This is a genomic window from Bacillus sp. ISL-46, from assembly GCF_018613205.1.
The window spans coordinates 68,576-92,175 of record NZ_JAGGQR010000015.1 but is presented as its reverse complement, the minus strand read 5'-3'; the positions used below and the strand labels follow the sequence as shown (position 1 = coordinate 92,175).

At 39.5% G+C, this 23,600-nt stretch carries 23 protein-coding genes, 1 pseudogene and 1 other annotated feature; of the genes and pseudogenes, 23 read left to right on the top strand and 1 reads right to left on the bottom strand.

Annotated elements, in window-relative coordinates:
- Window positions 1-37: 37 nt before the first annotated feature.
- The gene (locus J7E67_RS10145) at window positions 38-652 is read left to right on the top strand and encodes a hypothetical protein (protein WP_214731625.1); all 615 of its coding nucleotides are present in this window, start codon (window positions 38-40) and stop codon (window positions 650-652) included.
- A gap of 327 nt (window positions 653-979) precedes the next feature.
- On the opposite strand, the pseudogene J7E67_RS10140 reads toward J7E67_RS10145, so the two are convergent.
- Window positions 980-1,762: pseudogene (locus J7E67_RS10140) on the bottom strand (AAA family ATPase); the annotation flags it as partial.
- 171 nt (window positions 1,763-1,933) lie between these two features.
- Between J7E67_RS10140 and cymR the strand changes: the two are divergent.
- The 22 genes from cymR to mtnN all read left to right on the top strand — a co-directional run bounded on the left by cymR (window position 1,934) and on the right by mtnN (window position 23,588).
- Window positions 1,934-2,353, top strand: coding sequence for a cysteine metabolism transcriptional regulator CymR (cymR, locus tag J7E67_RS10135; protein ID WP_214731623.1), 420 nt, complete (start codon window positions 1,934-1,936; stop codon window positions 2,351-2,353).
- Between the two features lie 45 nt (window positions 2,354-2,398).
- The gene (locus J7E67_RS10130; RefSeq protein WP_214731949.1) at window positions 2,399-3,541 is read left to right on the top strand and encodes a cysteine desulfurase family protein; all 1,143 of its coding nucleotides are present in this window, start codon (window positions 2,399-2,401) and stop codon (window positions 3,539-3,541) included.
- A gap of 39 nt (window positions 3,542-3,580) precedes the next feature.
- Entirely contained in the window at window positions 3,581-4,699 is a 1,119-nt protein-coding gene (gene mnmA, locus J7E67_RS10125; RefSeq protein ID WP_214731621.1) for a tRNA 2-thiouridine(34) synthase MnmA, read from the top strand.
- An 85-nt stretch (window positions 4,700-4,784) separates the two neighbouring features.
- Window positions 4,785-5,438 carry a tetratricopeptide repeat protein gene (locus J7E67_RS10120; RefSeq protein ID WP_214731619.1) on the top strand — a complete coding sequence of 218 codons (654 nt, stop codon included), beginning with the start codon at window positions 4,785-4,787 and terminating at the stop codon, window positions 5,436-5,438.
- 33 nt (window positions 5,439-5,471) lie between these two features.
- Entirely contained in the window at window positions 5,472-7,916 is a 2,445-nt protein-coding gene (gene recD2, locus J7E67_RS10115) for an SF1B family DNA helicase RecD2 (protein WP_214731616.1), read from the top strand.
- Window positions 7,917-7,949: 33 nt separating this feature from the next.
- The gene (locus J7E67_RS10110; protein WP_214731614.1) at window positions 7,950-8,426 is read left to right on the top strand and encodes a PRC-barrel domain-containing protein; all 477 of its coding nucleotides are present in this window, start codon (window positions 7,950-7,952) and stop codon (window positions 8,424-8,426) included.
- An 11-nt stretch (window positions 8,427-8,437) separates the two neighbouring features.
- Complete coding sequence (locus J7E67_RS10105; protein WP_168245164.1) at window positions 8,438-8,629, top strand: hypothetical protein; 192 nt, start codon at window positions 8,438-8,440, stop codon at window positions 8,627-8,629.
- A gap of 84 nt (window positions 8,630-8,713) precedes the next feature.
- Entirely contained in the window at window positions 8,714-8,848 is a 135-nt protein-coding gene (locus J7E67_RS10100; RefSeq protein ID WP_214731611.1) for a YrzQ family protein, read from the top strand.
- Window positions 8,849-8,978: 130 nt separating this feature from the next.
- Window positions 8,979-10,058 (top strand): AI-2E family transporter, encoded by a 1,080-nt coding sequence (locus tag J7E67_RS10095; RefSeq protein ID WP_214731608.1) that lies wholly within the window; start codon window positions 8,979-8,981, stop codon window positions 10,056-10,058.
- Window positions 10,059-10,123: 65 nt separating this feature from the next.
- Window positions 10,124-10,351: a binding site (T-box leader), on the top strand.
- A 53-nt stretch (window positions 10,352-10,404) separates the two neighbouring features.
- Window positions 10,405-13,041 carry an alanine--tRNA ligase gene (alaS, locus tag J7E67_RS10090; protein ID WP_214731606.1) on the top strand — a complete coding sequence of 879 codons (2,637 nt, stop codon included), beginning with the start codon at window positions 10,405-10,407 and terminating at the stop codon, window positions 13,039-13,041.
- Between the two features lie 113 nt (window positions 13,042-13,154).
- Window positions 13,155-13,421, top strand: a complete 267-nt coding sequence (locus J7E67_RS10085) for an IreB family regulatory phosphoprotein (RefSeq protein WP_066257787.1) — start codon at window positions 13,155-13,157, stop codon at window positions 13,419-13,421.
- A gap of 3 nt (window positions 13,422-13,424) precedes the next feature.
- Window positions 13,425-13,841, top strand: coding sequence for a Holliday junction resolvase RuvX (gene ruvX, locus J7E67_RS10080; RefSeq protein WP_088089075.1), 417 nt, complete (start codon window positions 13,425-13,427; stop codon window positions 13,839-13,841).
- A gap of 12 nt (window positions 13,842-13,853) precedes the next feature.
- Window positions 13,854-14,168, top strand: coding sequence for a DUF1292 domain-containing protein (locus tag J7E67_RS10075; protein WP_088089074.1), 315 nt, complete (start codon window positions 13,854-13,856; stop codon window positions 14,166-14,168).
- Between the two features lie 198 nt (window positions 14,169-14,366).
- Window positions 14,367-15,491, top strand: a complete 1,125-nt coding sequence (gene mltG / locus J7E67_RS10070) for an endolytic transglycosylase MltG (protein WP_214731604.1) — start codon at window positions 14,367-14,369, stop codon at window positions 15,489-15,491.
- 300 nt (window positions 15,492-15,791) lie between these two features.
- Entirely contained in the window at window positions 15,792-16,442 is a 651-nt protein-coding gene (locus tag J7E67_RS10065) for an O-methyltransferase (protein ID WP_214731602.1), read from the top strand.
- Window positions 16,439-17,368 carry a peptidase U32 family protein gene (locus J7E67_RS10060; RefSeq protein ID WP_214731600.1) on the top strand — a complete coding sequence of 310 codons (930 nt, stop codon included), beginning with the start codon at window positions 16,439-16,441 and terminating at the stop codon, window positions 17,366-17,368. Before J7E67_RS10065 ends, J7E67_RS10060 begins: the two co-directional genes overlap by 4 nt.
- A gap of 13 nt (window positions 17,369-17,381) precedes the next feature.
- On the top strand, window positions 17,382-18,653 hold the full coding sequence (locus tag J7E67_RS10055; RefSeq protein ID WP_214731598.1) for a peptidase U32 family protein: 1,272 nt from the start codon (window positions 17,382-17,384) through the stop codon (window positions 18,651-18,653).
- A 1-nt stretch (window position 18,654) separates the two neighbouring features.
- The gene (gene udk, locus J7E67_RS10050) at window positions 18,655-19,290 is read left to right on the top strand and encodes a uridine kinase (RefSeq protein WP_168245157.1); all 636 of its coding nucleotides are present in this window, start codon (window positions 18,655-18,657) and stop codon (window positions 19,288-19,290) included.
- A 163-nt stretch (window positions 19,291-19,453) separates the two neighbouring features.
- Window positions 19,454-19,930 (top strand): transcription elongation factor GreA, encoded by a 477-nt coding sequence (gene greA / locus J7E67_RS10045; RefSeq protein ID WP_098934406.1) that lies wholly within the window; start codon window positions 19,454-19,456, stop codon window positions 19,928-19,930.
- Between the two features lie 76 nt (window positions 19,931-20,006).
- The gene (locus J7E67_RS10040) at window positions 20,007-21,767 is read left to right on the top strand and encodes a peptidoglycan D,D-transpeptidase FtsI family protein (protein ID WP_214731596.1); all 1,761 of its coding nucleotides are present in this window, start codon (window positions 20,007-20,009) and stop codon (window positions 21,765-21,767) included.
- Window positions 21,768-21,882: 115 nt separating this feature from the next.
- Entirely contained in the window at window positions 21,883-22,578 is a 696-nt protein-coding gene (locus J7E67_RS10035; protein ID WP_214731594.1) for a YrrS family protein, read from the top strand.
- Between the two features lie 314 nt (window positions 22,579-22,892).
- Window positions 22,893-23,588, top strand: coding sequence for a 5'-methylthioadenosine/S-adenosylhomocysteine nucleosidase (gene mtnN, locus J7E67_RS10030; RefSeq protein ID WP_214731591.1), 696 nt, complete (start codon window positions 22,893-22,895; stop codon window positions 23,586-23,588).
- Window positions 23,589-23,600 lie beyond the last annotated feature (12 nt).

Sequence of the window (23,600 nt, the reverse complement as noted above, 5' to 3'; positions counted from 1 at the left end):
CATCAATCATTTAATTATAGGGTTTGGAGGAATATTAATGCGAGTTAAGAATGAAGGTTTTCTTCTTCCTGATAAAATTGTTCTTGAAAATTTAGTTGGTCCGCCGGTTTTATTTGATATTCCAATATATGGAGGAATAGATACGGCAACTGTTAGATTACTGGGCTTTACTTTAAAAAATACTCCATGGGTGATGGTAGATATACATTTTGACTATAAAACAAAAGAATTTTTAAGCGTTGAATTTGGTTTAAATGGGCTTGATATATTGCCTTATAACACCTACGAATTATTTCAAAGACGAAACGAAGAAGAACTTCAGATTTTAAAACAGGCAAATAAAATTTTAAATGAGCATAAAAATTTATCTATTTATCATAAGGCTATTAAATCAAGGATCAAACACTTATTTAAGAGAGAAAGTAACATAAAGCTTGGAAATACAGTCAAAGTGCATATAAATGAGAAATTTTTAGGAGAAGGAATTATATCATCCATTTGCGATACCAAAGAAAAAGTTGAACAGCATTTTAATGAAGACCATCCTTCATTACCGAAGTTCTATAGAGAGATTGACTACAATAGGAAAGTTTTTATTGTAGATTTTATAAATGGAGGTCAGGGTGGATATACATTTATAGAAATCATATAGAGTTGTTTTACGAAGGCTGTTAATTGTATTGTTAGAGTCTTTAAAAATGGCAATTTAAAAGCTGATTCCTACCATTAATTAGGGAATCGGCTTTTTTACATGAAAACTTTGTAACGATCCTTTGAAAAATTTAATTTAGTACAACAACAGTAAAAATAAATAGTGCTACAACATGGACATTATTTACCACAACAAATTATATGTTTAACAACTGGTCACAAGGATTGTAGACCTCATATTTATATTTTTTATCAATATAAATTGTTATAAATTAAGATATCCTTGGTAAATAGGTAATTTGAACATTTTTATCAGTTGAACTTTTAAGATAACGGAATTGACGTCGCTGCCCCGAATCGACTTTTGAAAGGCTGACAAGACATCATAGTGGCCATCCCCGTCTTTATCGGCAACAAGGCTTTTCTTTTGTAAACATTCTTCAGCGGTTTCGACATTGATATGGATGATATCAGATTCATCCTTATCTGTTGAAAGGATTGCTAATTCTAGTGCGTTCAAAGAACTCCTGACATCACCATTCGAACCTTGTGCAAAATGCATTAACGCGGCATCGTCAATTTCAACCTTTAATTTACCAAAACCGCGTTCGTCATCCTCAAGGGCGCGAATCAAGGCCTGCTTGACTTCATCCGGAGTTAGCGGCTTTAACTCAAAAATCTGACAGCGGCTCCGGATCGCAGGATTAATGGCATGGTAGGGATTACTAGTCGTAGCACCGATTAATACAATCATTCCATTTTCTAAATAAGGTAATAAAAAGTCTTGCTTTGCTTTATCTAAACGATGGACTTCGTCGAGGAGCAGAATAACTTTTCCTGACATTTTTGCTTCAGCAGCAACAATTTCCATATCTTTTTTATTATTCGTCACCGCGTTCAGTGTTCGAAAGGCGTACTTTGTGCTGCCGGCAATCGCACTGGCAATCGAAGTCTTGCCAATACCAGGAGGTCCATATAAAATCATCGAGGTCAGCTGTTTGGCCTTCACCATTCTTGAAATTATTTTTCCTGCACCTACCAGATGCTGCTGTCCGACAACTTCATCAATCGTTCGAGGCCGCATCCGAAAGGCTAAAGGCTTTTGCTGCATGTTACATCTCTCCAAAAAAAGGTTTTTCTAATTGTCATTTAGATTATGTATAGCTTTACATTATCATTTTTCCTTGAAAAAGCATATTAAAGAAGAATATGATATAATTTTAATGCCTATCAAATTACTAAGGATTTTTATTTTTAATATAGATATGAATAGAGGTGCGGTATGAAAATCTCAACAAAGGGTCGCTATGGTCTGACGATCATGATTGAACTTGCTAAAAAACATGGTGAGGGTCCGACTTCATTAAAAACGATTGCGCAAGCAAATGATTTATCGGAACATTATTTGGAACAATTAATTGCCCCATTGCGTAATGCAGGTTTAGTAAAAAGCATTAGGGGTGCATACGGTGGCTATATCTTAACAGACATTCCATCGAAAATTACGGCAGGGGATGTCATTCGTGTCCTAGAAGGACCAATCACTCCTGTTGAAGGTATTGAAGATGAAGAACCGGCCAAACGGGGGCTGTGGATTCGGATTCGGGATGCTATTAAAGATGTTTTGGAAAACACTACGTTAGAAGATTTAGCAAATCATAGTAATGATGAAGAGCCGGATGGTTATATGTTTTATATTTAGGGTAAAAAGTAACATTGGAGAATTATTTTGATAGAAGGTGTAAATGTGGAACGAATCTATCTCGACCATGCTGCCACATCTCCCATGCATCCAAGGGTTATTGAAAAAATGCTCGAGGTGATGAAATCAACTTTCGGAAATCCCTCAAGCATCCATTCTTTTGGCAGGGAAGCACGGCACCAGATTGATTTAGCGCGCGCGGTGCTAGCGGACAGCATTGGTGCAAAGGAAAACGAGATTATTTTTACAAGTGGAGGAACCGAAGCAGATAATATGGCGTTATTTGGGGTTGCGGAAACCTATCAACAAAATGGCAGGCATATTATTACCTCCGTAGCGGAACATCATGCGGTTCTTCATGCTTGCAAAAAGTTAGAAAAAATGGACTTTGAAATCACGTATTTACCTGTGGATGAAACAGGGCGAATATCAATGACTGAACTTCGTGCTGCCTTAAGGGAAGATACCATTTTGGTGTCGATAATGTATGGTAATAATGAAGTTGGCACACTCCAACCAATTACCGAGATTGGACAGTTATTAAAAGATCATCAAGCGAAATTTCATACCGATGCCGTTCAGGCTTACGGGGTCGAAAACATTGATGTCAATGAAAGCCAGATTGATTTGTTATCTGTCTCTGCCCATAAAATAAACGGGCCAAAAGGAACAGGATTTCTTTATGCCAGGTCCAATGTGAAACTGTCTCCTCGTTCCTTCGGCGGTGAGCAAGAAAGAAAAAGACGTGCTGGGACGGAAAATATTGCGGCGATTGTTGGATTTCATGAAGCTGTGTTGATTGCAAATGAAGAACGTACAGCCAAGCGTGATAAATTCATTGATTTGAAAAAGACCTTGATGGAAAGGCTCCGTCAGTTAGATGTAGAATTTGACAGAAACGGATCGCTTGAATATTCATTGCCACATGTATTAAACTTAAGCTTTCCTGGGACAAGTGTGGAAGCGATGCTAGTTAATCTCGATTTAGCGGGAATTGCTGTTTCGAGCGGTTCGGCATGCACTGCGGGTTCAATTGAACCTTCCCACGTGCTTGTTGCCATGTTTGGGAAACAATCAGAACGATTAACTAATTCGATTCGTTTCAGCTTTGGCTTTAATACGACAACCGAGGAAGTAATCAAGGCGGCTGAGGAAACGGCTAAAGTTGTTACTCGTCTGAAAAAATAAATCTTCGACGACTTTGCAGCATAAGAGAGGTGAAAATCAATGGAAAGAAAAGATCCAAAAAACACAAGGGTTGTTGTTGGAATGTCAGGGGGAGTAGATTCTTCTGTGGCAGCACTTTTGTTGAAGCAGCAAGGGTTCGATGTCATCGGAATTTTTATGAAAAACTGGGATGACACGGATGATACCGGTTTTTGTACGGCAACCGAAGACTATGAGGATGTCATTCGCGTTTGCAATCAAATTGGGATCCCCTATTATGCGGTAAATTTTGAAAAACAATATTGGGACAAGGTATTTACCTATTTCCTTGAAGAATATAAAGCAGGCAGGACACCTAATCCGGATGTAATGTGTAACAAGGAAATTAAATTTAAAGCCTTTTTAGAGCATGCATTGAAATTAGGTGCGGACTATCTGGCTACTGGTCATTATGCACAAGTTGAATATCGGGATGGAGAATATAAGATGCTCCGCGGTCTTGACGACAATAAGGACCAAACCTATTTCTTGAACCAGTTGACGCAGGAACAGCTTAGTAAAGTTATGTTCCCGATAGGTAATCTTGAAAAACCAAAAGTTCGTGAAATTGCCAAAGAAGCGAATCTTGCCACTGCTACAAAGAAAGATAGCACAGGGATTTGTTTCATCGGGGAACGAAATTTTAAAGATTTCCTAGGTCAATATCTGCCGGCTCAGCCAGGAAACATGGAGACTTTTGATGGTGAGGTCAAGGGCAAGCACGAGGGGTTAATGTATCATACGATCGGTCAAAGACATGGCTTAGGAATTGGTGGAGCGGGTGAACCGTGGTTTGCCATCGGTAAGGACTTAGAAAGAAATGTTCTTTATGTGGGCCAAGGTTTTCATCATGAAAAACTATATTCAGATTCCATTACTGCTGTCGGCGTAAGCTGGGTATCGGACCGAGAAAAGCCAGCTGAATTTACATGCACGGCAAAATTCCGCTATCGTCAGGAAGACCATAAAGTAACCGTGCGTCTTTTAGAGGATGCTAAAGTTGAGGTCGTTTTTGATGAGCCGATTCGTGCCATCACTCCAGGACAAGCCGTTGTTTTTTACAATGGAGATGAATGTCTGGGCGGAGGGACAATTGACCACGTCTTTAAAAATCGTGAACGATTAACATATGTTGGCTAATAAAGACCCTGATTCCTTTTCTAGGAGTCAGGCTTTTTTTTAATAAAATATGATATACTTTCACTTAGGATTGGAGCTGATTTAAATGGATAAAAACCAATTAGGTGTGCAATACATGCAGGATGGCAACCTGGAAGAGGCGGCAAAGGCCTTTAATGAAGCCATTCAAGAAAACCCAAACGACCCTGTTGCCTATATTAATTTCGGAAATGTACTTTCCGCTGTTGGGGACGACGAAAAGGCACTTAATTTTTATCAAAAAGCAATTGAAATAGATGAAAACGCTGCGGCGGCTTATTATAGTATTGGAACCTTGTTATTTAGTAACGACCTCTTCAACGAAGCCAAGAATATGTTTGAGACAGCTATGAAAAAAGGTCTGCAATCAAGTGACAATTACTTCATGTTGGGGTTGACACTCGTTCAGTTGGACCAAGGGAAATTTGCGCTTCCGTATTTACAAAGAAGCGTCGAGTTAAATGAAAATGATGCGGAAGCACGTTTTCAATATGGGTTATGTCTTGCACAGCTTGAGTTAATTTCTGAAGCGCTGATTCAATTTGAAAAATGTATCGAACTAGATCCGGAACATTCCGATGCCTATTATAATTTAGGTGTCACCTGCGCTTTTCAAGAAAATCCTGCGAAAGCAGTTGAAATGTTTAATAAAGCACTTGAAATTCAACCAGACCATTTACTTGCTGGTCACGCGAAAAAGTTAATCGAAGGTAACCAGTAATTTTTCTTATTTTTTCAGAAAGGAGGGAGCCAAATGGAAAAGCAAGATACACTTGATTTATTTACCGAACAAGGAAAATTCGTAAAAGGAAGACCGATTGTGACTATTTTTCACAATGAACAAAACCTTTACACCGTGCTAAGGATTCGCGTCGATGAAACAAATCATCCTTATGAGGACAAAGAAGCAGTGGTCACCGGTTATTTTCCGAAAATTCATGAACAAGAAACCTATATCTTTTTCGGAGAATTTAAGGATCATCCAAAGTTTGGGATGCAATTTCACACCAATCATTTTCGCAAGGACATGCCCCAAACGAAACAAGGGGTTATCAACTATTTATCTGGAGAAATGTTCAAAGGGATCGGAAAAAAGACCGCTGAAAACATTGTAGAAACCTTAGGAGAAGACGCCATTTCCAAAATTCTCAATCAGCCGTCATTGCTTGACTCCATACCAAAACTCCCTCCTGAAAAAGCAAAATTACTTTACGATACGTTGATGGAGCATCAAGGACTCGAGCAAGTGATGGTTGCTTTAAATCAATATGGATTTGGACCGCAGATTTCGATGCGGATTTATCAAGCCTATAAAGATGAAACACTTGACATTATGCAGAAAAATCCATATCAACTGGTTGAGGATATTGAAGGAATCGGGTTTGGCCGGGCCGATGAGCTTGGCTACCAGCTGGGTATTTCTGGAAACCATCCTGACCGGATCAAAGCAGCCTGTCTCTACATCCTTGAAAACGAAAGCATGCAAACTGGGCATGTATACATAAATGCTGAAGATTTATTGGAGCAAGTAAAAGCATTATTAGAAGATAACAAGCGTGATCAAATCGACTACATAGATATATCCAATGAGGTCATTAAGCTGCAAGAAGAGGGTAAATTAATTGGGGAAGAGAAACGGGTTTACTTGCCTTCTTTATATTTTGCAGAAAAAGGGCTTGTGACGAATATCCACCGGATCCTTGAACAAACCGAATATAAAGATCAATTTCCCGAATCTGAGTTTCTGCTATCGTTAGGAAGTTTAGAGGAACGGCTTGGGGTCCAATATGCACCGACGCAGCGAGAAGCCATCCAAACGGCGTTAATGTCGCCGATGTTGATTTTAACAGGTGGACCTGGAACAGGGAAAACGACTGTTATTAAAGGGATTGTTGAGCTTTATGCCGAATTGCATGGCTGTACCTTAGAGCCAAAGGATTATCATAAAAAGGGGGAGCCATTCCCATTTTTGCTTGCAGCACCGACTGGTAGAGCGGCAAAAAGAATGAGTGAATCGACTGGACTTCCAGCGGTAACCATTCATCGTCTCCTCGGATTTAATGGGCAGGAAGGATTTGACCGTGATGACGCGAGCCCGCTTGAAGGGAAAATTATCATTGTCGATGAAACGTCGATGCTTGATATTTGGCTTGCTAATCAACTGTTTAAGGCACTCCCTGAAAATATTCAAGTCATTCTAGTCGGGGATGAGGATCAATTGCCCTCCGTAGGACCAGGCCAGGTTTTAAAGGATATGCTGGAATCTGAACGGATTCCCACGGTCCGCCTAACTGATATTTATCGCCAGGCAGAAGGTTCGTCAATAATTGAACTTGCCCATGAAATCAAAAAAGGTTATTTACCTGCCGATATTACGGTGAAGCAAGCAGACCGTTCATTTATCAAATGTTCAACAGCGCAGGTATCTCAGGTTGTAGAAAAAGTAGCTCTAAATGCCAAGAATAAAGGATATTCGGCAAAGGATATTCAAGTATTAGCCCCCATGTATAGAGGGCCTGCTGGAATTGACCGTTTAAATGTATTGCTGCAAGAAATATTTAATCCAAACCCTGACGGCAAGCGGAAGGAAATTGCTTTTGGTGAGGTGAAGTATCGGATCGGTGATAAGGTTCTACAGCTTGTAAACCAACCAGAAAGTAATGTTTTTAACGGGGATATTGGGGAAATCATCTCGATTATTTATGCGAAGGAAAATACCGAAAAGCAGGATATGATTTATATTTCCTATGAAGGCAATGAAGTCGAGTATACAAAGCAGGACTTAAATCAAATCACGCATGCATATTGCTGTTCTGTTCATAAATCACAGGGCAGTGAATTTCCGATTGTCATCTTACCAGTGACGAGAAGTTATTATCGGATGTTACGTAGAAATTTAATCTACACAGCGATTACCAGAAGTAAACAATCCTTGATCCTTTGCGGAGAAGTAGATGCACTCAAACTGGGCGTTGAAAGAGCGGATGAACTCTCTAGACAAACAACCCTATGCCAAAAGCTCCAGGAATCGATTACAGCTAGACCAAATGCTGGAGAAAATCATGAATCAATCGTTCCTAAAACAGCAGAAGGTGAAAATTCTACCGATGGCTTGTCCTACGAGGATCTTTTCATACAGGAAGATCCAATGATTGGTATGGAAAACGTTTCACCTTATGATTTTATGTTAAATGACTAACACTATAAATGTTCACAGGAGGTGGGACACTCTTTGCGGACATTTTCGTTACTGAAAGGACAGCCTGTTTTTAATACAAAAAGCGGCCAGAAAATTGGTGAGGTTTGTGATTTATGTATCTCAAGTAACGGTAAGGTAAATGGCTTACTGATTAAAAAAGGCGTTTTTTTCAAACAATCCTTTTTTCTGGATATCGAGAAAGTGGCTTCCTTCGGCTTAGATGGAATAATGATTGATGACGACGGCCATTTGGTAAAACTGAAAGATGACCTAGAATATACACTTACTCATCAACATTCACTAGATGGAATGATGATGCTATCTAAGAGCGGGGAATCGCTTGGATTGTTAAAAGATGTATATTTTCAGGAAGAATTGGGCACAATCATAGGGTACGAAATCACGGATGGCTTCTTTTCGGATCTTACGGAAGGCAAACAAGTCATTCAATCCGGGAAGCCCTTAGCTATCGGAAAGGATGCCATTATCGTAGACGTAACTAATACGTGAGGTGTCTTTCCATGTTTAAGTGTCCCAATTGTCAAAGCAAGGATATCGGTAAAATTGGTATCAACCAATATTATTGCTGGAATTGCTTTATTGAACTTACAGTAAACAAAGGCCTAATCAGTACCCATCAAGTCGAAGAAGACGGGTCACTTAGTTCCTTAGATGATTTGTTTGAAGAAGAAGAGCGTCGTTACACCCTTTAAGATCAAAAAGCGGAAGCGCTGTGTTAGACCGTTATCAAAGTTACCATGTAAACTTATTTAACGTCTATTAAAGAGGTGAAACGTATGAATAAAATGATGACGACGATGATTGCTTTTGGTGCTGGGATGGCTGCCTATAATGTGGCCTCAAGAAACAATATGATGTCAGCCCGAAATATGAAAAGAATGACAAGGAAAGTAAAGCGCGCTATATTTTAGAACTGTATCCCCCTCAAATTCGAGGGGGATTTTTGTGTCACGGTTCATACCTGTTAACATGCGCTCCGCTTTTCTGATGCATAATTCCACCAAGTGTCTCTAAAACTAACATGAATAGGAGGCTTAAAACGTGGAGATTCAAATGAAATGGTATTACCGCATCGGGTTTTTACTCCTTTTATTAATTGCCATCTATGTGTTTCTAAAAATCCGCTTTGTTTGGATGCCTATCTTTAGGGTAGCTACAATTATTATCCTCCCCTTTGCGATTGGAGGATTTATCACCTATTTGCTGCATCCAATTGTCGAAAAATTACACCAAAAAGGCTTACATCGAGGACTCGCTATTTTTCTTATCTATATTTTATTTTTTGGTGGTCTGGGCATTTGCGTTTATAAAGGAGTTCCTGCGATGATCGACCAAATAAAAGACCTCTCTGAGAGCGCGCCAATTTTAGCAGAGCAATACAGAGGATGGGTTGATAAGCTTCAATCGCACACAAGAGAATGGCCCGACGGCGTGCAAACTAGAATTAATGATGGAATTGATGCGTTTGAAAAAAAGCTCGATTCTCTTTTGTCGGTCATTGTAAATATTTTAATTAATTTTCTAAATTCTGCTTTAATTATGATGATCATTCCATTCATTGCCTTTTATATGCTAAAGGATTTTCAATTGATTAAACGATCCCTATGGTATATTACCCCTAAACAGTGGCGGAAGAAAGGGACACTTTTCCTAAAAGACGTTGATGAATCGCTGGGCAGCTACATAAGAGGGCAACTTCTGGTATGTGTGATCATTGGCAGTGTCTCTGCTCTTTTGTTTTGGATATTTCATCTGAAATACTCTTTAATTTTAGGCTTGATTGTTGGAGTAACCAATGTCATTCCCTATTTTGGACCCATCATCGGAGCTGTACCAGCAGTCATCATCGCTGCCACATCGTCCGTAAAATTAGTTGTGATTACAATGGTGATTGTTTTTGGGCTTCAATTTCTAGAAGGAAACATCCTATCTCCATTGATTGTAGGTAAAAGTCTTCATATGCACCCCTTAATAATCATGATGGCGTTAACCGCTGGGGGAGAAGTCGGTGGAATACTTGGACTTATCTTGGCTGTTCCTGTTTTAGTGGTAATAAAAGTGGCTATTATTCACGCGAAAAATCATTTTATTCGCAGGAAAGCAAAAGAACCTTCCACATAAGCGGGTGATAGATTGACAAACTTTTTTCGGGTAGCTATAATTCGTGATATAGAATGATTATTTGTATGAAAATGTTGAAGGATTGAGTATGTTGTAGACCATCTGTAACGCATTTGCGTAGAAGAGAGGAGCTTCCCTGGCTGAAAGAAGCTCTAGATGAAGGACGACAGAAAGCTAATCTGGAGTGCAGCTAACCACTGCCGTATTCCTGCGTTACAGGATTATTGAGAGATGGATACGTGTTTTGTATCCGTAATCAGGGTGGTACCGCGAGACAAGCTCTCGTCCCTGTTTTTGGGATGAGGGCTTTTTTGTATGCTTTTTTATAAAAAAGGGAGGTCTAATAATGAAAAATTTAACAGGTTCACAAATTCGTTCGATGTTTTTAGAGTTTTTTAGTAAAGAAAAAGGTCATACTATTGAACCGAGTGCATCACTTGTGCCGCATGATGATCCATCACTATTATGGATTAACAGTGGGGTCGCAACTTTAAAGAAGTATTTTGATGGACGTGTCGTTCCTGAAAATCCTAGAATTACAAATGCGCAGAAATCTATCAGAACCAATGACATTGAAAATGTCGGAAAAACAGCTCGCCACCATACTTTCTTTGAAATGCTTGGTAACTTTTCAATCGGTGAATATTTTAAAGTAGAAGCTATTGAATGGGCATGGGAGTTCTTAACGTCTGAGAAATGGATTGGCTGGGATCCAGAACTTCTCTCGGTTACGATCCATCCTGAAGATCACGAAGCCTATGAAATTTGGCATAACACCATTGGTCTGCCAGAGGAGCGCATTATTCGTCTTGAAGGGAACTTCTGGGATATTGGTGAAGGTCCAAGCGGTCCGAATACAGAAATTTTCTATGACCGCGGTCCAGAGTATGGAAATGATCCTACGGATCCTGAACTCTACCCAGGTGGAGAAAATGACCGTTATCTTGAAGTTTGGAACCTAGTATTTTCTCAATTTAACCATAACCCAGATGGTACCTATACACCGCTGCCAAAGAAAAATATTGATACAGGGATGGGCTTAGAACGAATGGCTTCCGTTGTTCAAAACGTGCCTACTAATTTTGATACAGATTTATTTATCCCTATTATTCGTGCAACAGAAGAGATTTCCGGCGAAAAATACGGACAGAACAAAGAGACTGATGTTGCGTTCAAAGTAATTGCAGACCATATTCGTACGGTTGCCTTTGCAGTCGGCGATGGGGCATTGCCTTCAAATGAAGGTCGTGGCTATGTACTGCGCCGCTTGCTTCGCAGGGCTGTTCGGTATGCTAAACAAATTAATATTAATCGTCCATTTATGTTTGAACTCGTTCCTGTCGTAGGCGAAATCATGGATGATTTCTATCCGGAAGTGAAAGACAAGACAGACTTTATTCAAAAAGTCATCAAAAGTGAGGAAGAACGCTTCCATGAAACACTTCATGAAGGCTTAGCGATTTTAGCAACTGTGATTAAGAAGGAAAAAGAGAAAGGCAGTGAAACCATCACTGGTGCTGATATTTTCCGACTTTATGACACATACGGGTTCCCGGTTGAATTAACAGAGGAATATGCTGAAGAAGAGGGCATGAAGGTTGATCATGAAGGCTTTGAAGTAGAAATGGAGCAACAGCGTGAGCGTGCCCGGGCAGCAAGACAAGATGTCGACTCGATGCAGGTCCAAGGCGGTGTCCTTAGAGATGTTAAGGTCGAAAGTAAGTTTGTCGGCTATGACGAACTTAAAACGAATTCTACTGTGGCAGCAATCATTAAAAATGGTGAACTTGTCGACAAAGCATCGAGCGGTGAGGAAGTACAGTTAATTCTAGATGTGACACCGTTTTATGCAGAGAGTGGCGGACAAATTGCTGACCGTGGGTTGATAACAGGTGTAGATTCTAGCATAACTGTTAAGGATGTTCAAAAAGCACCAAATGGTCAAAACCTTCACCAAGTAGTAGTTAAATCAGGAACCTTAACAACGAACGACAAGGTGACAGCTGAGGTTGATGCTGAAAACCGTGTGAAGATTATTAAAAACCATACAGCAACCCATTTGTTACACCAAGCCTTAAAAGACGTTCTAGGCGAACATGTGAACCAAGCTGGTTCCCTTGTAGAACCAGATCGTCTCCGCTTTGACTTTTCGCATTTTGGTCAAATTAAACCAGAAGAACTTGAACAAGTCGAGAAAATCGTCAATGAAAAAATCTGGAGAAACATCGAGCTTGACATCAGCTTAAAGCCAATTGCTGAAGCAAAAGAAATGGGGGCAATGGCTCTTTTTGGAGAAAAATATGGTGATATTGTCCGTGTAGTAAGGGTTGGCGATTATAGCCTAGAGCTTTGCGGCGGCTGCCATGTTCCAAATACATCTGTGATAGGGTTGTTTAAAATTATTTCTGAAGGCGGAATTGGTGCTGGAACGAGAAGGATTGAAGCGGTAACCGGGGAGTCAGCTTACAAATCATTAAATGAGCAAGTGAGCTTGTTAAAGGATGCAGCTGAGAAGCTAAAAACCAATCCGAAAGAAATCGTTAACCGAATTGATAGTTTATTGCTAGAAATTAAACAACTTCACAGAGAAAACGAATCACTTGCAACAAAACTTGGAAATATCGAAGCTGGAAATCTCGTATCAAAGGCGAAAGAAATTGATGGCGTAACAGTGTTAGCAGCAAATGTTCAAGGTGCTGATATGAATAACTTAAGAAATATGGCTGATGATTTGAAGCAAAAACTGGGCTCGGTCGTAATTGTTCTGGGTAGTGCCCATGAAGGAAAGGTTAACTTAATTGCAGCAGTTACCAAGGATTTAATTGAAAAAGGTTATCATGCTGGAAAGTTAATCAAAGAAGTTGCTTCTCGCTGCGGCGGCGGCGGCGGCGGTCGTCCTGACATGGCTCAAGCAGGTGGTAAGGATCCGGAAAAATTGGATGCTGCACTTCAATTCGTTGATGAATGGGTAAAATCCATTTGATAATAGGACAAAGTAGTGTAAAATGTAGGTAACTAAGCTAAAAAGCGGAAGTGCCCAGGCGCTTCCGCTAGACAATACAATTCTCTCCTCAAATAAAAAGCGAGGTGTATGCAATGAGCTCATTTGACAAAACGATGCGATTTAATTTTCCTGAAGAACCGTTTGAGCATGATATAAATGACGTTCTTCTTCAAGTTTATGAAGCTTTGCAGGAAAAAGGCTACAATCCGATCAACCAAATTGTTGGTTATCTTTTATCAGGAGATCCTGCCTATATTCCGCGTCATCGCGATGCCCGCAATATTATTCGCAAACTTGAACGAGATGAAATTATTGAAGAATTAGTGAAATCCTATCTAAAACAACAGCGAGAGGGTTAGTGAATGCGCGTATTGGGTTTAGATGTAGGCACTAAGACAGTCGGTGTCGCTTTAAGCGATGAATTTGGCTGGACTGCCCAGGGCCTTACAACTCTCAAAATCAATGAAGAAAAAAATGTGTTTGGTTTTGAGGAAATTGGTCAATTAATAAAAGAGTATCAAGTAGATACGGTTGTCATCGGTCTGCCTAAGAACATGAACGGGACGATTGGACCGCGCGCAGAAGCGAGTATGCAATATGCAAGAGAAATTGAAAGTAAATTTGCAGTGCCAACTGTTCTTTGGGATGAGCGTCTAACAACAATGGCAGCTGAGCGCGTATTACTTGAAGCCGATGTGAGTCGGAAAAAACGTAAGAAAGTAATTGATAAGATGGCTGCAGTGATGATCCTGCAAGGCTATCTGGATAGTAAAAATTAATGAGGTGAAGAAATGGCACACGATCACGAACACGAACATGATGAAGAACAATTTATTACACTGGTAGACGAAAATGGTAACGAACAATTACATGAAGTGCTTTTTACTTTTGATTCTGATGAGTTCGAAAAATCTTATGTATTCTTTTATCCTGTAGGATCTTTTGATGATGATGAAGAAGATGTTGATATTCATGTTTACGCTTATATTCCTACGGAAGATGGCGGATATGGTCCGTTATTGCAAATTGAAACGGACGAGGAATGGGACATGGTTGAAGAAGTGTTCAATACCTTCAATGAGGACCAAGAAGCGGAAGAAGAATAGAATATGGATAAACCGGCTGATTTAATAGCCGGTTTTTTTTTTTGGTCTTTACTGTATTAAAAACTGACAAATTTATTGTTAAATTGACATTTTTCTTACTATGTGCTGAAATAATTAAGATGTCTATTTTTTTAATGTTACACATTAATAGTTTATAAAACCTAGATATGCGTTGGTATAAAGGGAAGGGGGAGTCAAATGACAACAGACAAAAAAGATGTTATCCGTAAAAAAATGCTTGAACATCAAAACGAAGCAAAAGTTGTCAGAAAAATTGTTTTGATTATTTCAATTTTATTGCTATTATTAATAGTCTTAATTAGCGGTGGAGGATATTTGTACATAGAATCAGCACTTAATCCTGTTGACGCAGGTAGTAAGAAACTGAAAACAGTGGATATTCCGATTGGCTCATCAGTCACAGGTATCGGCGAAAAGTTAGAATCAAGTGGGATCATAAAAAGTGCAAAAGTATTTAAATATTATGTAAAGCTAAAGAATGAAGGCGGGTTTATGGCAGGGGAGTATCAACTAAGTCCTTCCATGGATGTCCCTGAAATCGTTAGCCGTCTAAAAACCGGTAAGGTACTGGCTAAGGCCAGTTTCAAAATTACCATTCCTGAAGGAAAACAACTGAAAGAAATTGCAGCCATGATGGCGAAAGCAACCAAACAGAAGGAAGATGTTGTTTTTAATAAATTAAATGACAAAGAATTTATTAAAACGCTAATGGCTAAATATCCGGATATATTAACCGAGGAAATCTTAAATTCTTCAGTAAAATATCCACTGGAAGGTTATTTATTCCCGGCGACCTATCCGTTCTACAAACATAATCCCTCTGTTGAAGAAATGGTCACTGCTATGCTTGATAAAACCCGGACGATTGTATCTGCCTATTCAGAACAAAGTAAGAAAAAAAAGCTATCTGTTCATCAACTATTAACCATGGCCTCATTGGTTGAAGAGGAAGCGACCGAAAAAGCGGACCGTAAAACGATTGCGAGTGTTTTTTATAATCGGATCGAAAAGGGTATGATGCTCCAAACCGATCCAACCGTTCTCTATGCTCAAGGGAAACACAAGGAAAGGGTGTTATATGAAGATCTTGAAGTGGATTCACCATATAACACATACCAAAATACTGGTCTGCCTCCAGGTCCAATTGCCAATGCCGGAAAATCTTCGATTGAAGCATCACTTGAGCCTGAGAAGACTGACTATTATTATTTCTTGGCAACGGCAGATGGTGATGTAATTTTTACAAAAACTCTGGAAGAGCATAATAAGGAAAAAGCAAAGCATATTACAAGTAAAAATTAATTGCATTACGGAGGAAATGTTATCATTCCTCCGTTTTTCTATTGAAATATTATACTGATCTATGTTAAAATAGTTCAAGTGTTTTAATAAATGATCCATAGCGTAACTCACAGTAAGTTAACCTGGCCATAGCTGCCTGGAACGCATTATGTCGGAATTCTACCCGTTAATGCTGAAGATTACTGTGAACGCTATTTTTTCATGTCTAAATAGTTTTATCTATAGAGATAATAAAAGTATTTGACTTAGAGAATTGCTAGCCCAAACGCAATTCTTATTAGGGATAGAGGTGAGGGCAGCTTGTTAAATGAGAAGCTGCATTCTTATATTGAAGGTCTTATTTCTGAACGAAATCTATTGTTTACAGAAATGGAAAACTATGCGAGTGTTCATAATGTTCCTATTATGGAACTGTCAGGTATAGAAACGATGCTGCAATTATTACGAATTCACGATTCAAAGAAAATACTTGAGGTGGGAACAGCGATAGGTTATTCTGCTTTACGAATGGCAGAGGCACTCCCAAATGCCCAAATTGTTACAATCGAGCGCGATGTGGACCGTATACACTTGGCTGAACAGTTTATCAGTCGTTCGGAACATAGTCATCAAATCACTTTAATCAAGGGTGATGCACTAGAGGTTGAGGATGCCGTAAGTGGACATGCCTCTTTTGACGCGATTTTTATTGATGCAGCGAAAGGTCAATATAAAAAGTTTTTTGAAATCTATTCTAAATATCTAACAGATAATGGTCTAATTATTACCGATAATGTTTTGTTTAAAGGCCTGGTTGCAGAACCTGTAATTGAAACAAAAAGAATACGTAATCTCGTCAAAAAGATAGATGAATTTAACCAATGGTTAATGAATCTTCCAGATTTTGATTCTGTTATACTGCCCGTCGGGGACGGGGTTGCGATAAGCAAAAGGAGAGGTGATAGGATATGAAAAAATCAGAATTACTGGTAACTCCTTTGACTGTCAATGATATCTTGCCATTATGTGAAGCTGGTGCAGACGCGTTTGTGGTCGGTGAACAACGGTATGGCTTACGACTTGCAGGGGAATTTAACCGAGAAGATGTCCAAAAGGCGATCGAACTAGCCCACTCAAAAGGGAAAAAAGTATATGTGGCCATGAATGCGATTTTTCATAATGAAAAAATTGAAGAGCTCGGCGATTATATTCAATTTGTATCAGCAGCAAAGGCTGATGCGATAATTTTTGGTGATCCTGCCGTTTTAATGACGGCAAGAGAAGTTGCCCCAGATATGAAACTGCACTGGAGCACCGAAACAACAGGAACAAACTGGTACACTTGTAATTATTGGGGTAGAAAAGGTGCGAAACGGGCAGTGTTAGCACGAGAAATTAATATGGATGCGATCGTTGAAATGAAAGAAAATGCGGAAGTGGAAATCGAAGTGCAGGTTCACGGCATGAGCTGTATGTTCCAATCCAAACGTTCGCTGCTAGGAAATTATTATGAGTACCAAGGAAAAGTAATGGAAATTGAAAATCGAAATATGCAAGAAAACATGTTTTTACATGATAAGGAACGAGAAAATAAATATCCAATCTTTGAAGACGAAAACGGTACACATATTATGAGTCCAAATGATATTTGTATCATTGATGAACTTCAAGAGATGCTTGAAGTGGGTGTCGACTCTTTTAAAATCGACGGAATCCTAAAAAGCGGTGAATATATTCTTGCAGTAACAAAGGCTTACCGTGAAGCAATTGATTTGTTTAGCGAAGATCCGGACGCTTATGATGATAAAAAGGACGAGTTGTTAGCGGCAGTTGAAGAAATTCAGCCGGCCAATCGTTCATTAGATACAGGATTTTATTTCAAAGAGACGGTTTATTAGGAGGGGTTCAGCTGTGAATACAGTTAAAGATAAGATTTCTGAAATTATCGACGGAAAACGTGTCATTGTAAAGAAGCCGGAACTCCTTGCACCAGCAGGTAATCTTGAAAAATTAAAAATTGCTGTCCATTATGGTGCAGATGCCGTTTTTATCGGCGGCCAAGAATATGGACTTCGTTCAAATGCCGATAACTTTACCTTCGAAGAAATGAAGGAAGGCGTGGAGTTTGCGAGAGAATACGGAGCAAGAATTTACGTGACCACCAACATTTTCGCTCATAATGAAAATTTGGACGGTTTAGATGAATATATACTTGGGTTGAAGGAAACTGGGATTGCTGGAATAATTGTCGCTGACCCGTTAATTATTGAAACTTGCCGTCGTCTTGCTCCGGAAATTGAAATCCATATAAGCACACAGCAATCACTCTCCAACTGGAAAGCTGCCCAGTTTTGGAAAGAGGCAGGGGCAGAACGTGTTGTCTTGGCACGTGAAGTAAGTGCAGAAGAAATTAGAGAAATGAAAGAAAAGGTCGATGTTGAGATTGAAACCTTTATTCATGGGGCGATGTGTATTGCCTATTCCGGACGTTGTACATTGAGCAACCATATGACTGCAAGGGATTCGAACCGTGGTGGCTGCTGTCAATCATGCCGCTGGGATTATGACCTTTACAAGTTAGAAGGCAGCAACCAGGAAGTTGCCCTTTATGAAGAAGGTGACGCACCGTTTGCAATGAGCCCGAAGGATCTTAATCTAATTCAAGCCATTCCACAAATGATCGAACTAGGTATCGATAGTTTGAAAATCGAAGGCCGAATGAAATCGATTCATTATATCGCAACAGTTGTCAGTGTTTATCGTAAAGTGATCGATGCCTATTGCGCGGATCCTGAGAATTTTGTCATTCAGAAAGACTGGCTATTGGAACTCGACAAATGTGCAAACCGGGAAACGGCTCCTGCATTTTTTGAAGGTGTGCCAGGGTATAAAGAGCAAATGTTTGGTAATCATAGCAAGAAGACAAATTTTGAATTTGTAGGCCTTGTTCTGAATTATGACGAAGAAACAAAAATGGTTACACTTCAACAACGTAATCATTTTAAACCAGGGGAAGAAGTAGAGTTTTTCGGACCTGAAATTCAAAACTTTACCCATGTCATTGATAAAATCTGGGATGAAAAAGGTATTGAATTGGACGCAGCAAGACATCCACTTCAAATTGTACAATTTAAAGTGGACAAACCGGTCTACCCTAACAACATGATGCGAAAGGAGAACTAGCATGAAGCGCAAACCCGTTGTTATTGGTGTAACCGGCGGCTCCGGCTCCGGAAAAACCAGTGTAACAAAAGCAATTTATGAAAGTTTGAAAGATCATTCCATTTTGGTGCTAGAACAGGATTATTATTATAAGGACCAGAGTGATTTACCATTTGAAGCGCGTTTAAAAACAAATTACGATCATCCACTTGCCTTTGATAACGACTTACTGATCGAACATATCGAAAAGCTTTTACGCTATGAGACGATTCAAAAACCGGTTTATGATTATTCAATTCACACCCGTTCTGACAAAGTGATTCCAGTTCAACCCCAAGATGTTATTATTTTAGAGGGAATCTTAGTACTTGAGGACGAGCGGCTCCGGAATTTAATGGACATCAAGTTGTACGTTGATACAGATGCTGATTTAAGAATAATCCGCCGGTTGACTCGTGATATTAGAGATCGCGGTCGGACGTTTGATTCTGTCATTGACCAATACTTAAATGTTGTTCGTCCGATGCATAACCAATTTATTGAGCCTACGAAACGATATGCAGATATTATAATCCCTGAAGGCGGCCATAACCATGTGGCGATTGATTTAATGGTCACAAAAATTCAAACAATTCTTGAACAAAAGTCAATTTTATGAAACAATAGCAAAAGAAAAGTCTAAATAGAAAAATTCAGACTGGAAAAATTATTTTTGTTGCGCGCCCTTTTATTAAAGGACGCGCTACTATCTATTATGCTGATTGGCATAATATTACATATTTTACATACACAATTCATAATGACTAGAAGGAGTGAGGGTTTTGGCAACAGAGAAAGTATTTCCAATGACACAAGCAGGTAAAGAAAAACTTGTCCAAGAACTTGAATACTTAAAATCAGTGAAACGTAAAGAAGTGGTTGAAAGAATTAAAATCGCAAGAAGCTTCGGGGATTTATCTGAAAACTCTGAGTATGATTCTGCGAAAGAAGAACAGGCTTTTGTTGAAGGGCGTATAACAACTTTAGAAAATATGGTTCGCAATGCGAAGATTATTGCAGAGGCCGCTATGGCGAGTGACTCTGTAACATTAGGAAGTTCCGTTACATTTGTTGAGCTCCCAGATGGGGATGAAGAAACGTATTCCATTGTTGGAAGCGCTGAAGCTGATCCATTTGAAGGGAAGATATCAAACGATTCACCAATCGCCAAAAGCCTTTTAGGTAAAAAAGTAGGCGACCAAGTATCGGTTCAAACTCCCGGCGGTGAAATGAGCGTCCGTATCGTCAGTATAAAATAATCGAAATTATAACTATTCTTTTGAATATTGTTTGAAATAAGAAAACCTCGTCAAAACTTTTGACGAGGTGTTTTTTATGTGGCGAAGACGAGCCATCGGGTGGCTTATTATTTCTATTACAGGTTTGTTGTTGCTTTTAGTACGTTTAATGCAAATTCAGTTAATTGAGACAGAAACCTTTTCTAAACATAACGTAAATTTACTTGAAGAAAGTGTCAAACAAAGAACTCAAGAACTGGTAATTGATAATGGCAGAGGTAACTTTCTTGACCGAAATGGTGCAATGCTCACGCATAAAAAGGTGGCAGTTCTCGTCCTTTTTCCCTTTTTAAAAAAAATGGATTGGGAGACCGACAGGGTTTCAAGTATTTCTGGAATACCAGTAACCGTCCTTAAAATGGCTGTTGAAGGGGCGAAAAAGCCTTTTGCCTATGGTGACCCTGAACCATATGAACTTACTAGTTCACAAATGGAAAGAATCAATAGCTTAAAAATACCTGGTGTATTTGCGATAGAAAAAAAGTTTGAACGTGCCCAAGTTCCAGCAGAACAGTTGCTTGGGATGACAGGTGAAAATTCTAAAGAGTTAAAGAAGCGATATCCGAGTAAGGAATTGTCGGAGAAAACCTTAATTGGCGTGTCAGGGCTGGAGGAAAGTTTCGATGAATTCCTGCTCCCTGAAGGTAAATCAAAGCTGGTTTATCATGTAGACGGCGGTGGTGCACCGCTTTTTGGAATTAATGTAAGATATGTAGATCCGGCAAATCCGTTTTATCCTGTCAATATTCGGACAACCCTGGATAGGACACTTCAGCAAAAAGCGGAGAATTTAGTTGACCACTATCAGATAAAAAAAGGGGGCTTGGTTCTCCTTAATATTCAGGATAATAGCGTGTTGTCACTTGTTTCGCGGCCAACGATTAATAAAAATGACCCCTACAATGGTGCTGGAATGACAAATATGATGTTGAAACAACAGATAATGGGCTCAGTTTTCAAAACGGTTGTAGCGGCTGCGGCCATAGACCATAATCTTGATGACCCGAAGCGTCTATTTGATTGCAGTAAGAAAATCAATGGTAAACCAGAGTTAATATACAATTATGGAATGTTGGATTTCACGAATAGCTTTGCAAGGAGTTGTAATCGTACCTTTGGAGAGCTAGCTAGTGAATTACAAAAAATGAATCCCAACCTTTTAGAAGATTATGCAGAAAAATTGTCGCTTACCGGTTCGGTTGGCTGGCATGGGGATATTTATCATACGAATGATTTTAAACAGCTAGCGGATGAGGATAAAGGAAGAGTGTTTCTTTCTGAGGACGCTAGGAAGGACGCTAATTTCGCCGCTATGTCCGGAATTGGACAACATGAAGTACGGGCTACCCCTTTAGCCGTCGCTAATATGATGGCGACGATCGCAAGAGGTGGTGAAAAAGAGATGGTTAGGGCCGTATCAAAAATTGAATACAAAAACGGTACGACGATGGTTAATTTTCCGGAGCAAAGCTTAAAGGGAGATACCATTTCTCCCTATACCGCGATGAAGTTGCAAAAGTTATTGCGGGAAGTTGTCTTGAACCCGAACGGCACAGGAAGATGGTTTAAGGACTTGCCTTATGAGGTTGCAGGAAAATCAGGCACAGCTGAAACAGGAAAATACGAAGCAAGCAGGCAGTTGCATAATAAATGGTTCGCTGGTTATTTTCCTTACGAGAATCCGAAATATGTACTTGTGGCAGTGAATTTGGATGTACTAGATTCAGAGGGCGGGGTAAATTTGTTGTTTGCTGATATGGTTAAAATGCTGTATGAAAAGGATAAAGGGATGCAATAGGTAATGTTTTTTCCTTCAAGTTCTCATAAAATCATGTTAGAATATTGAGAGTCTATAAATGTCTGGCTCCTGTACCAAGGGGAGCTTCCGTATTTTATTTTAGGAGGGAATTAATTTGACTAATGATTTGAATTCTAATTCGCGTTCAGGTTACCGTACGAAAAGAAAAAAGACCAATATCGTCTTAAATAGTTTAATCATCGTTGTGCTCTTACTAATTATTTTTGTCGCATATAATATCTTTGCTACTGGAAATGACAATGCATCCCCAAAAAAGGAAAGTACAAAAACAGTGCAAAAGGAAAATAAAGATGAACAAAAAGAGTCTGAAACTGTCACTACAAATGACGATGACAATGTAACTGATCCTGCTGCCGAAGAAGAACTAAGTGAAGATGCTGCGACACCAGAGGATTCTTCCACATCGGAGGATACTACGGCACCGGAAGATGCAGATGAATCACAGGCTGTGGTGACAGAGGGAGACGGAAATTCGAATGTGGTAAAAGCAACTGAAAATCCTGCTTGGCAACCTGTTGGTACATCGCAAACAGGCGAGCATACTCCAGTTTATGACGAGTCTTCGGCTGACTGGCAAGAAATGTTGAATGCCATTTCTTATGCAACTGGTTTAGACAAAGGTAATATGACCGTTTATTGGCTGGGAAGAGATAGATCTACCACAAATGGCTCGTTTGGCACCGTCGCTTCAAAAGATAAACAGCAAAAGTTTAATGTATATCTCCAATGGGTTGATGGTCAAGGTTGGAAACCTACCAAGGTGGAAGAACTAGCTGAATTAAATCAGTAATCGATATTGAAAAAACCTCTCGAAATGTTGAGAGGTTTTTTGCGCATTTTAGACATTTCAGGCATTCTCACAACGAAAATATTGACGAATTTGCAAAATATGATAAGTTGGGAACAGGTTTTTCACGAACCCATAGTATACTCATAGGATTGATGTATTCAATTAGGAGTGAATATGTAAGAAGGTGCAGCACATTGTAGCATGCTTTTTTCAAAAGCGGTAGAATAGTGTTTGCGGATACGATGTATAGTTCCGAGGAAGATTATAAGCAGTAAATCTGATAATAATTATGAATACAAGAAAGAGGTCACATTATGAAAATCGCAATCATTGGAGCAATGGAAGAAGAAGTAACTTTACTTAGAGACAATATCGACAATCAAACACAGGAAACTATAGCAGGCTGTGAATTTACCTTTGGAAAAATGCATGGAGTGGATGTCATTCTGCTTCGTTCTGGAATTGGTAAGGTCAACGCTGCCATGTCAACTACTATTCTGCTTGAAAAATATAAGCCTGATTGCATCATCAATACAGGGTCTGCTGGTGGCTTTAATCCTGCACTAAATGTAGGAGATGCCGTTATTTCAACGGAGGTCCGCCATCATGATGTAGATGTAACTGCTTTTGGTTATGAATATGGCCAGGTTCCGCAGTTGCCAGCTGCCTTTTTAGCGGACGAAAAATTAATTACAGTCGCAGAAGCAGCAGCATCAGAACTTGAAAACTTCCAAATTGTCAAAGGCCTAATTGTCACTGGAGATTCCTTTATGGAGGACCCTGTCCGTGTCGATTTTGTCCGGTCAAAATTTCATGACCTGCAAGCCGTCGAAATGGAAGCAGCGGCAATCGCACAAGTAGCACATCGTTTTGGAGTACCTTTTGTCATTATTCGCTCACTTTCTGATATTGCTGGAAAAGAATCTGAAGTTTCTTTTGACCAATTTATCGATAAAGCGGCAACTAATTCTGCGACATTAGTTATGAAAATGGTGGCAGCTTTACGATAGTTAGTAGAGGTG

Excerpts from the sequence above, each read along its gene's own strand:
- J7E67_RS10105 (WP_168245164.1), top strand. The coding sequence starts at position 8,438 with ATGTTTAAGTGTCCCAATTGTCAAAGCAAGGATATCGGTAAAATTGGT.
- cymR (WP_214731623.1), top strand. The coding sequence starts at position 1,934 with ATGAAAATCTCAACAAAGGGTCGCTATGGTCTGACGATCATGATTGAA.
- J7E67_RS10075 (WP_088089074.1), top strand. The coding sequence starts at position 13,854 with ATGGCACACGATCACGAACACGAACATGATGAAGAACAATTTATTACA.
- mnmA (WP_214731621.1), top strand. The coding sequence starts at position 3,581 with ATGGAAAGAAAAGATCCAAAAAACACAAGGGTTGTTGTTGGAATGTCA.
- J7E67_RS10040 (WP_214731596.1), top strand. The coding sequence starts at position 20,007 with ATGTGGCGAAGACGAGCCATCGGGTGGCTTATTATTTCTATTACAGGT.
- udk (WP_168245157.1), top strand. The coding sequence starts at position 18,655 with ATGAAGCGCAAACCCGTTGTTATTGGTGTAACCGGCGGCTCCGGCTCC.
- J7E67_RS10085 (WP_066257787.1), top strand. The coding sequence starts at position 13,155 with ATGAGCTCATTTGACAAAACGATGCGATTTAATTTTCCTGAAGAACCG.
- ruvX (WP_088089075.1), top strand. The coding sequence starts at position 13,425 with ATGCGCGTATTGGGTTTAGATGTAGGCACTAAGACAGTCGGTGTCGCT.
- J7E67_RS10145 (WP_214731625.1), top strand. The coding sequence starts at position 38 with ATGCGAGTTAAGAATGAAGGTTTTCTTCTTCCTGATAAAATTGTTCTT.
- recD2 (WP_214731616.1), top strand. The coding sequence starts at position 5,472 with ATGGAAAAGCAAGATACACTTGATTTATTTACCGAACAAGGAAAATTC.
- J7E67_RS10060 (WP_214731600.1), top strand. The coding sequence starts at position 16,439 with ATGAAAAAATCAGAATTACTGGTAACTCCTTTGACTGTCAATGATATC.
- mtnN (WP_214731591.1), top strand. The coding sequence starts at position 22,893 with ATGAAAATCGCAATCATTGGAGCAATGGAAGAAGAAGTAACTTTACTT.
- mltG (WP_214731604.1), top strand. The coding sequence starts at position 14,367 with ATGACAACAGACAAAAAAGATGTTATCCGTAAAAAAATGCTTGAACAT.
- J7E67_RS10100 (WP_214731611.1), top strand. The coding sequence starts at position 8,714 with ATGAATAAAATGATGACGACGATGATTGCTTTTGGTGCTGGGATGGCT.
- alaS (WP_214731606.1), top strand. The coding sequence starts at position 10,405 with ATGAAAAATTTAACAGGTTCACAAATTCGTTCGATGTTTTTAGAGTTT.
- J7E67_RS10120 (WP_214731619.1), top strand. The coding sequence starts at position 4,785 with ATGGATAAAAACCAATTAGGTGTGCAATACATGCAGGATGGCAACCTG.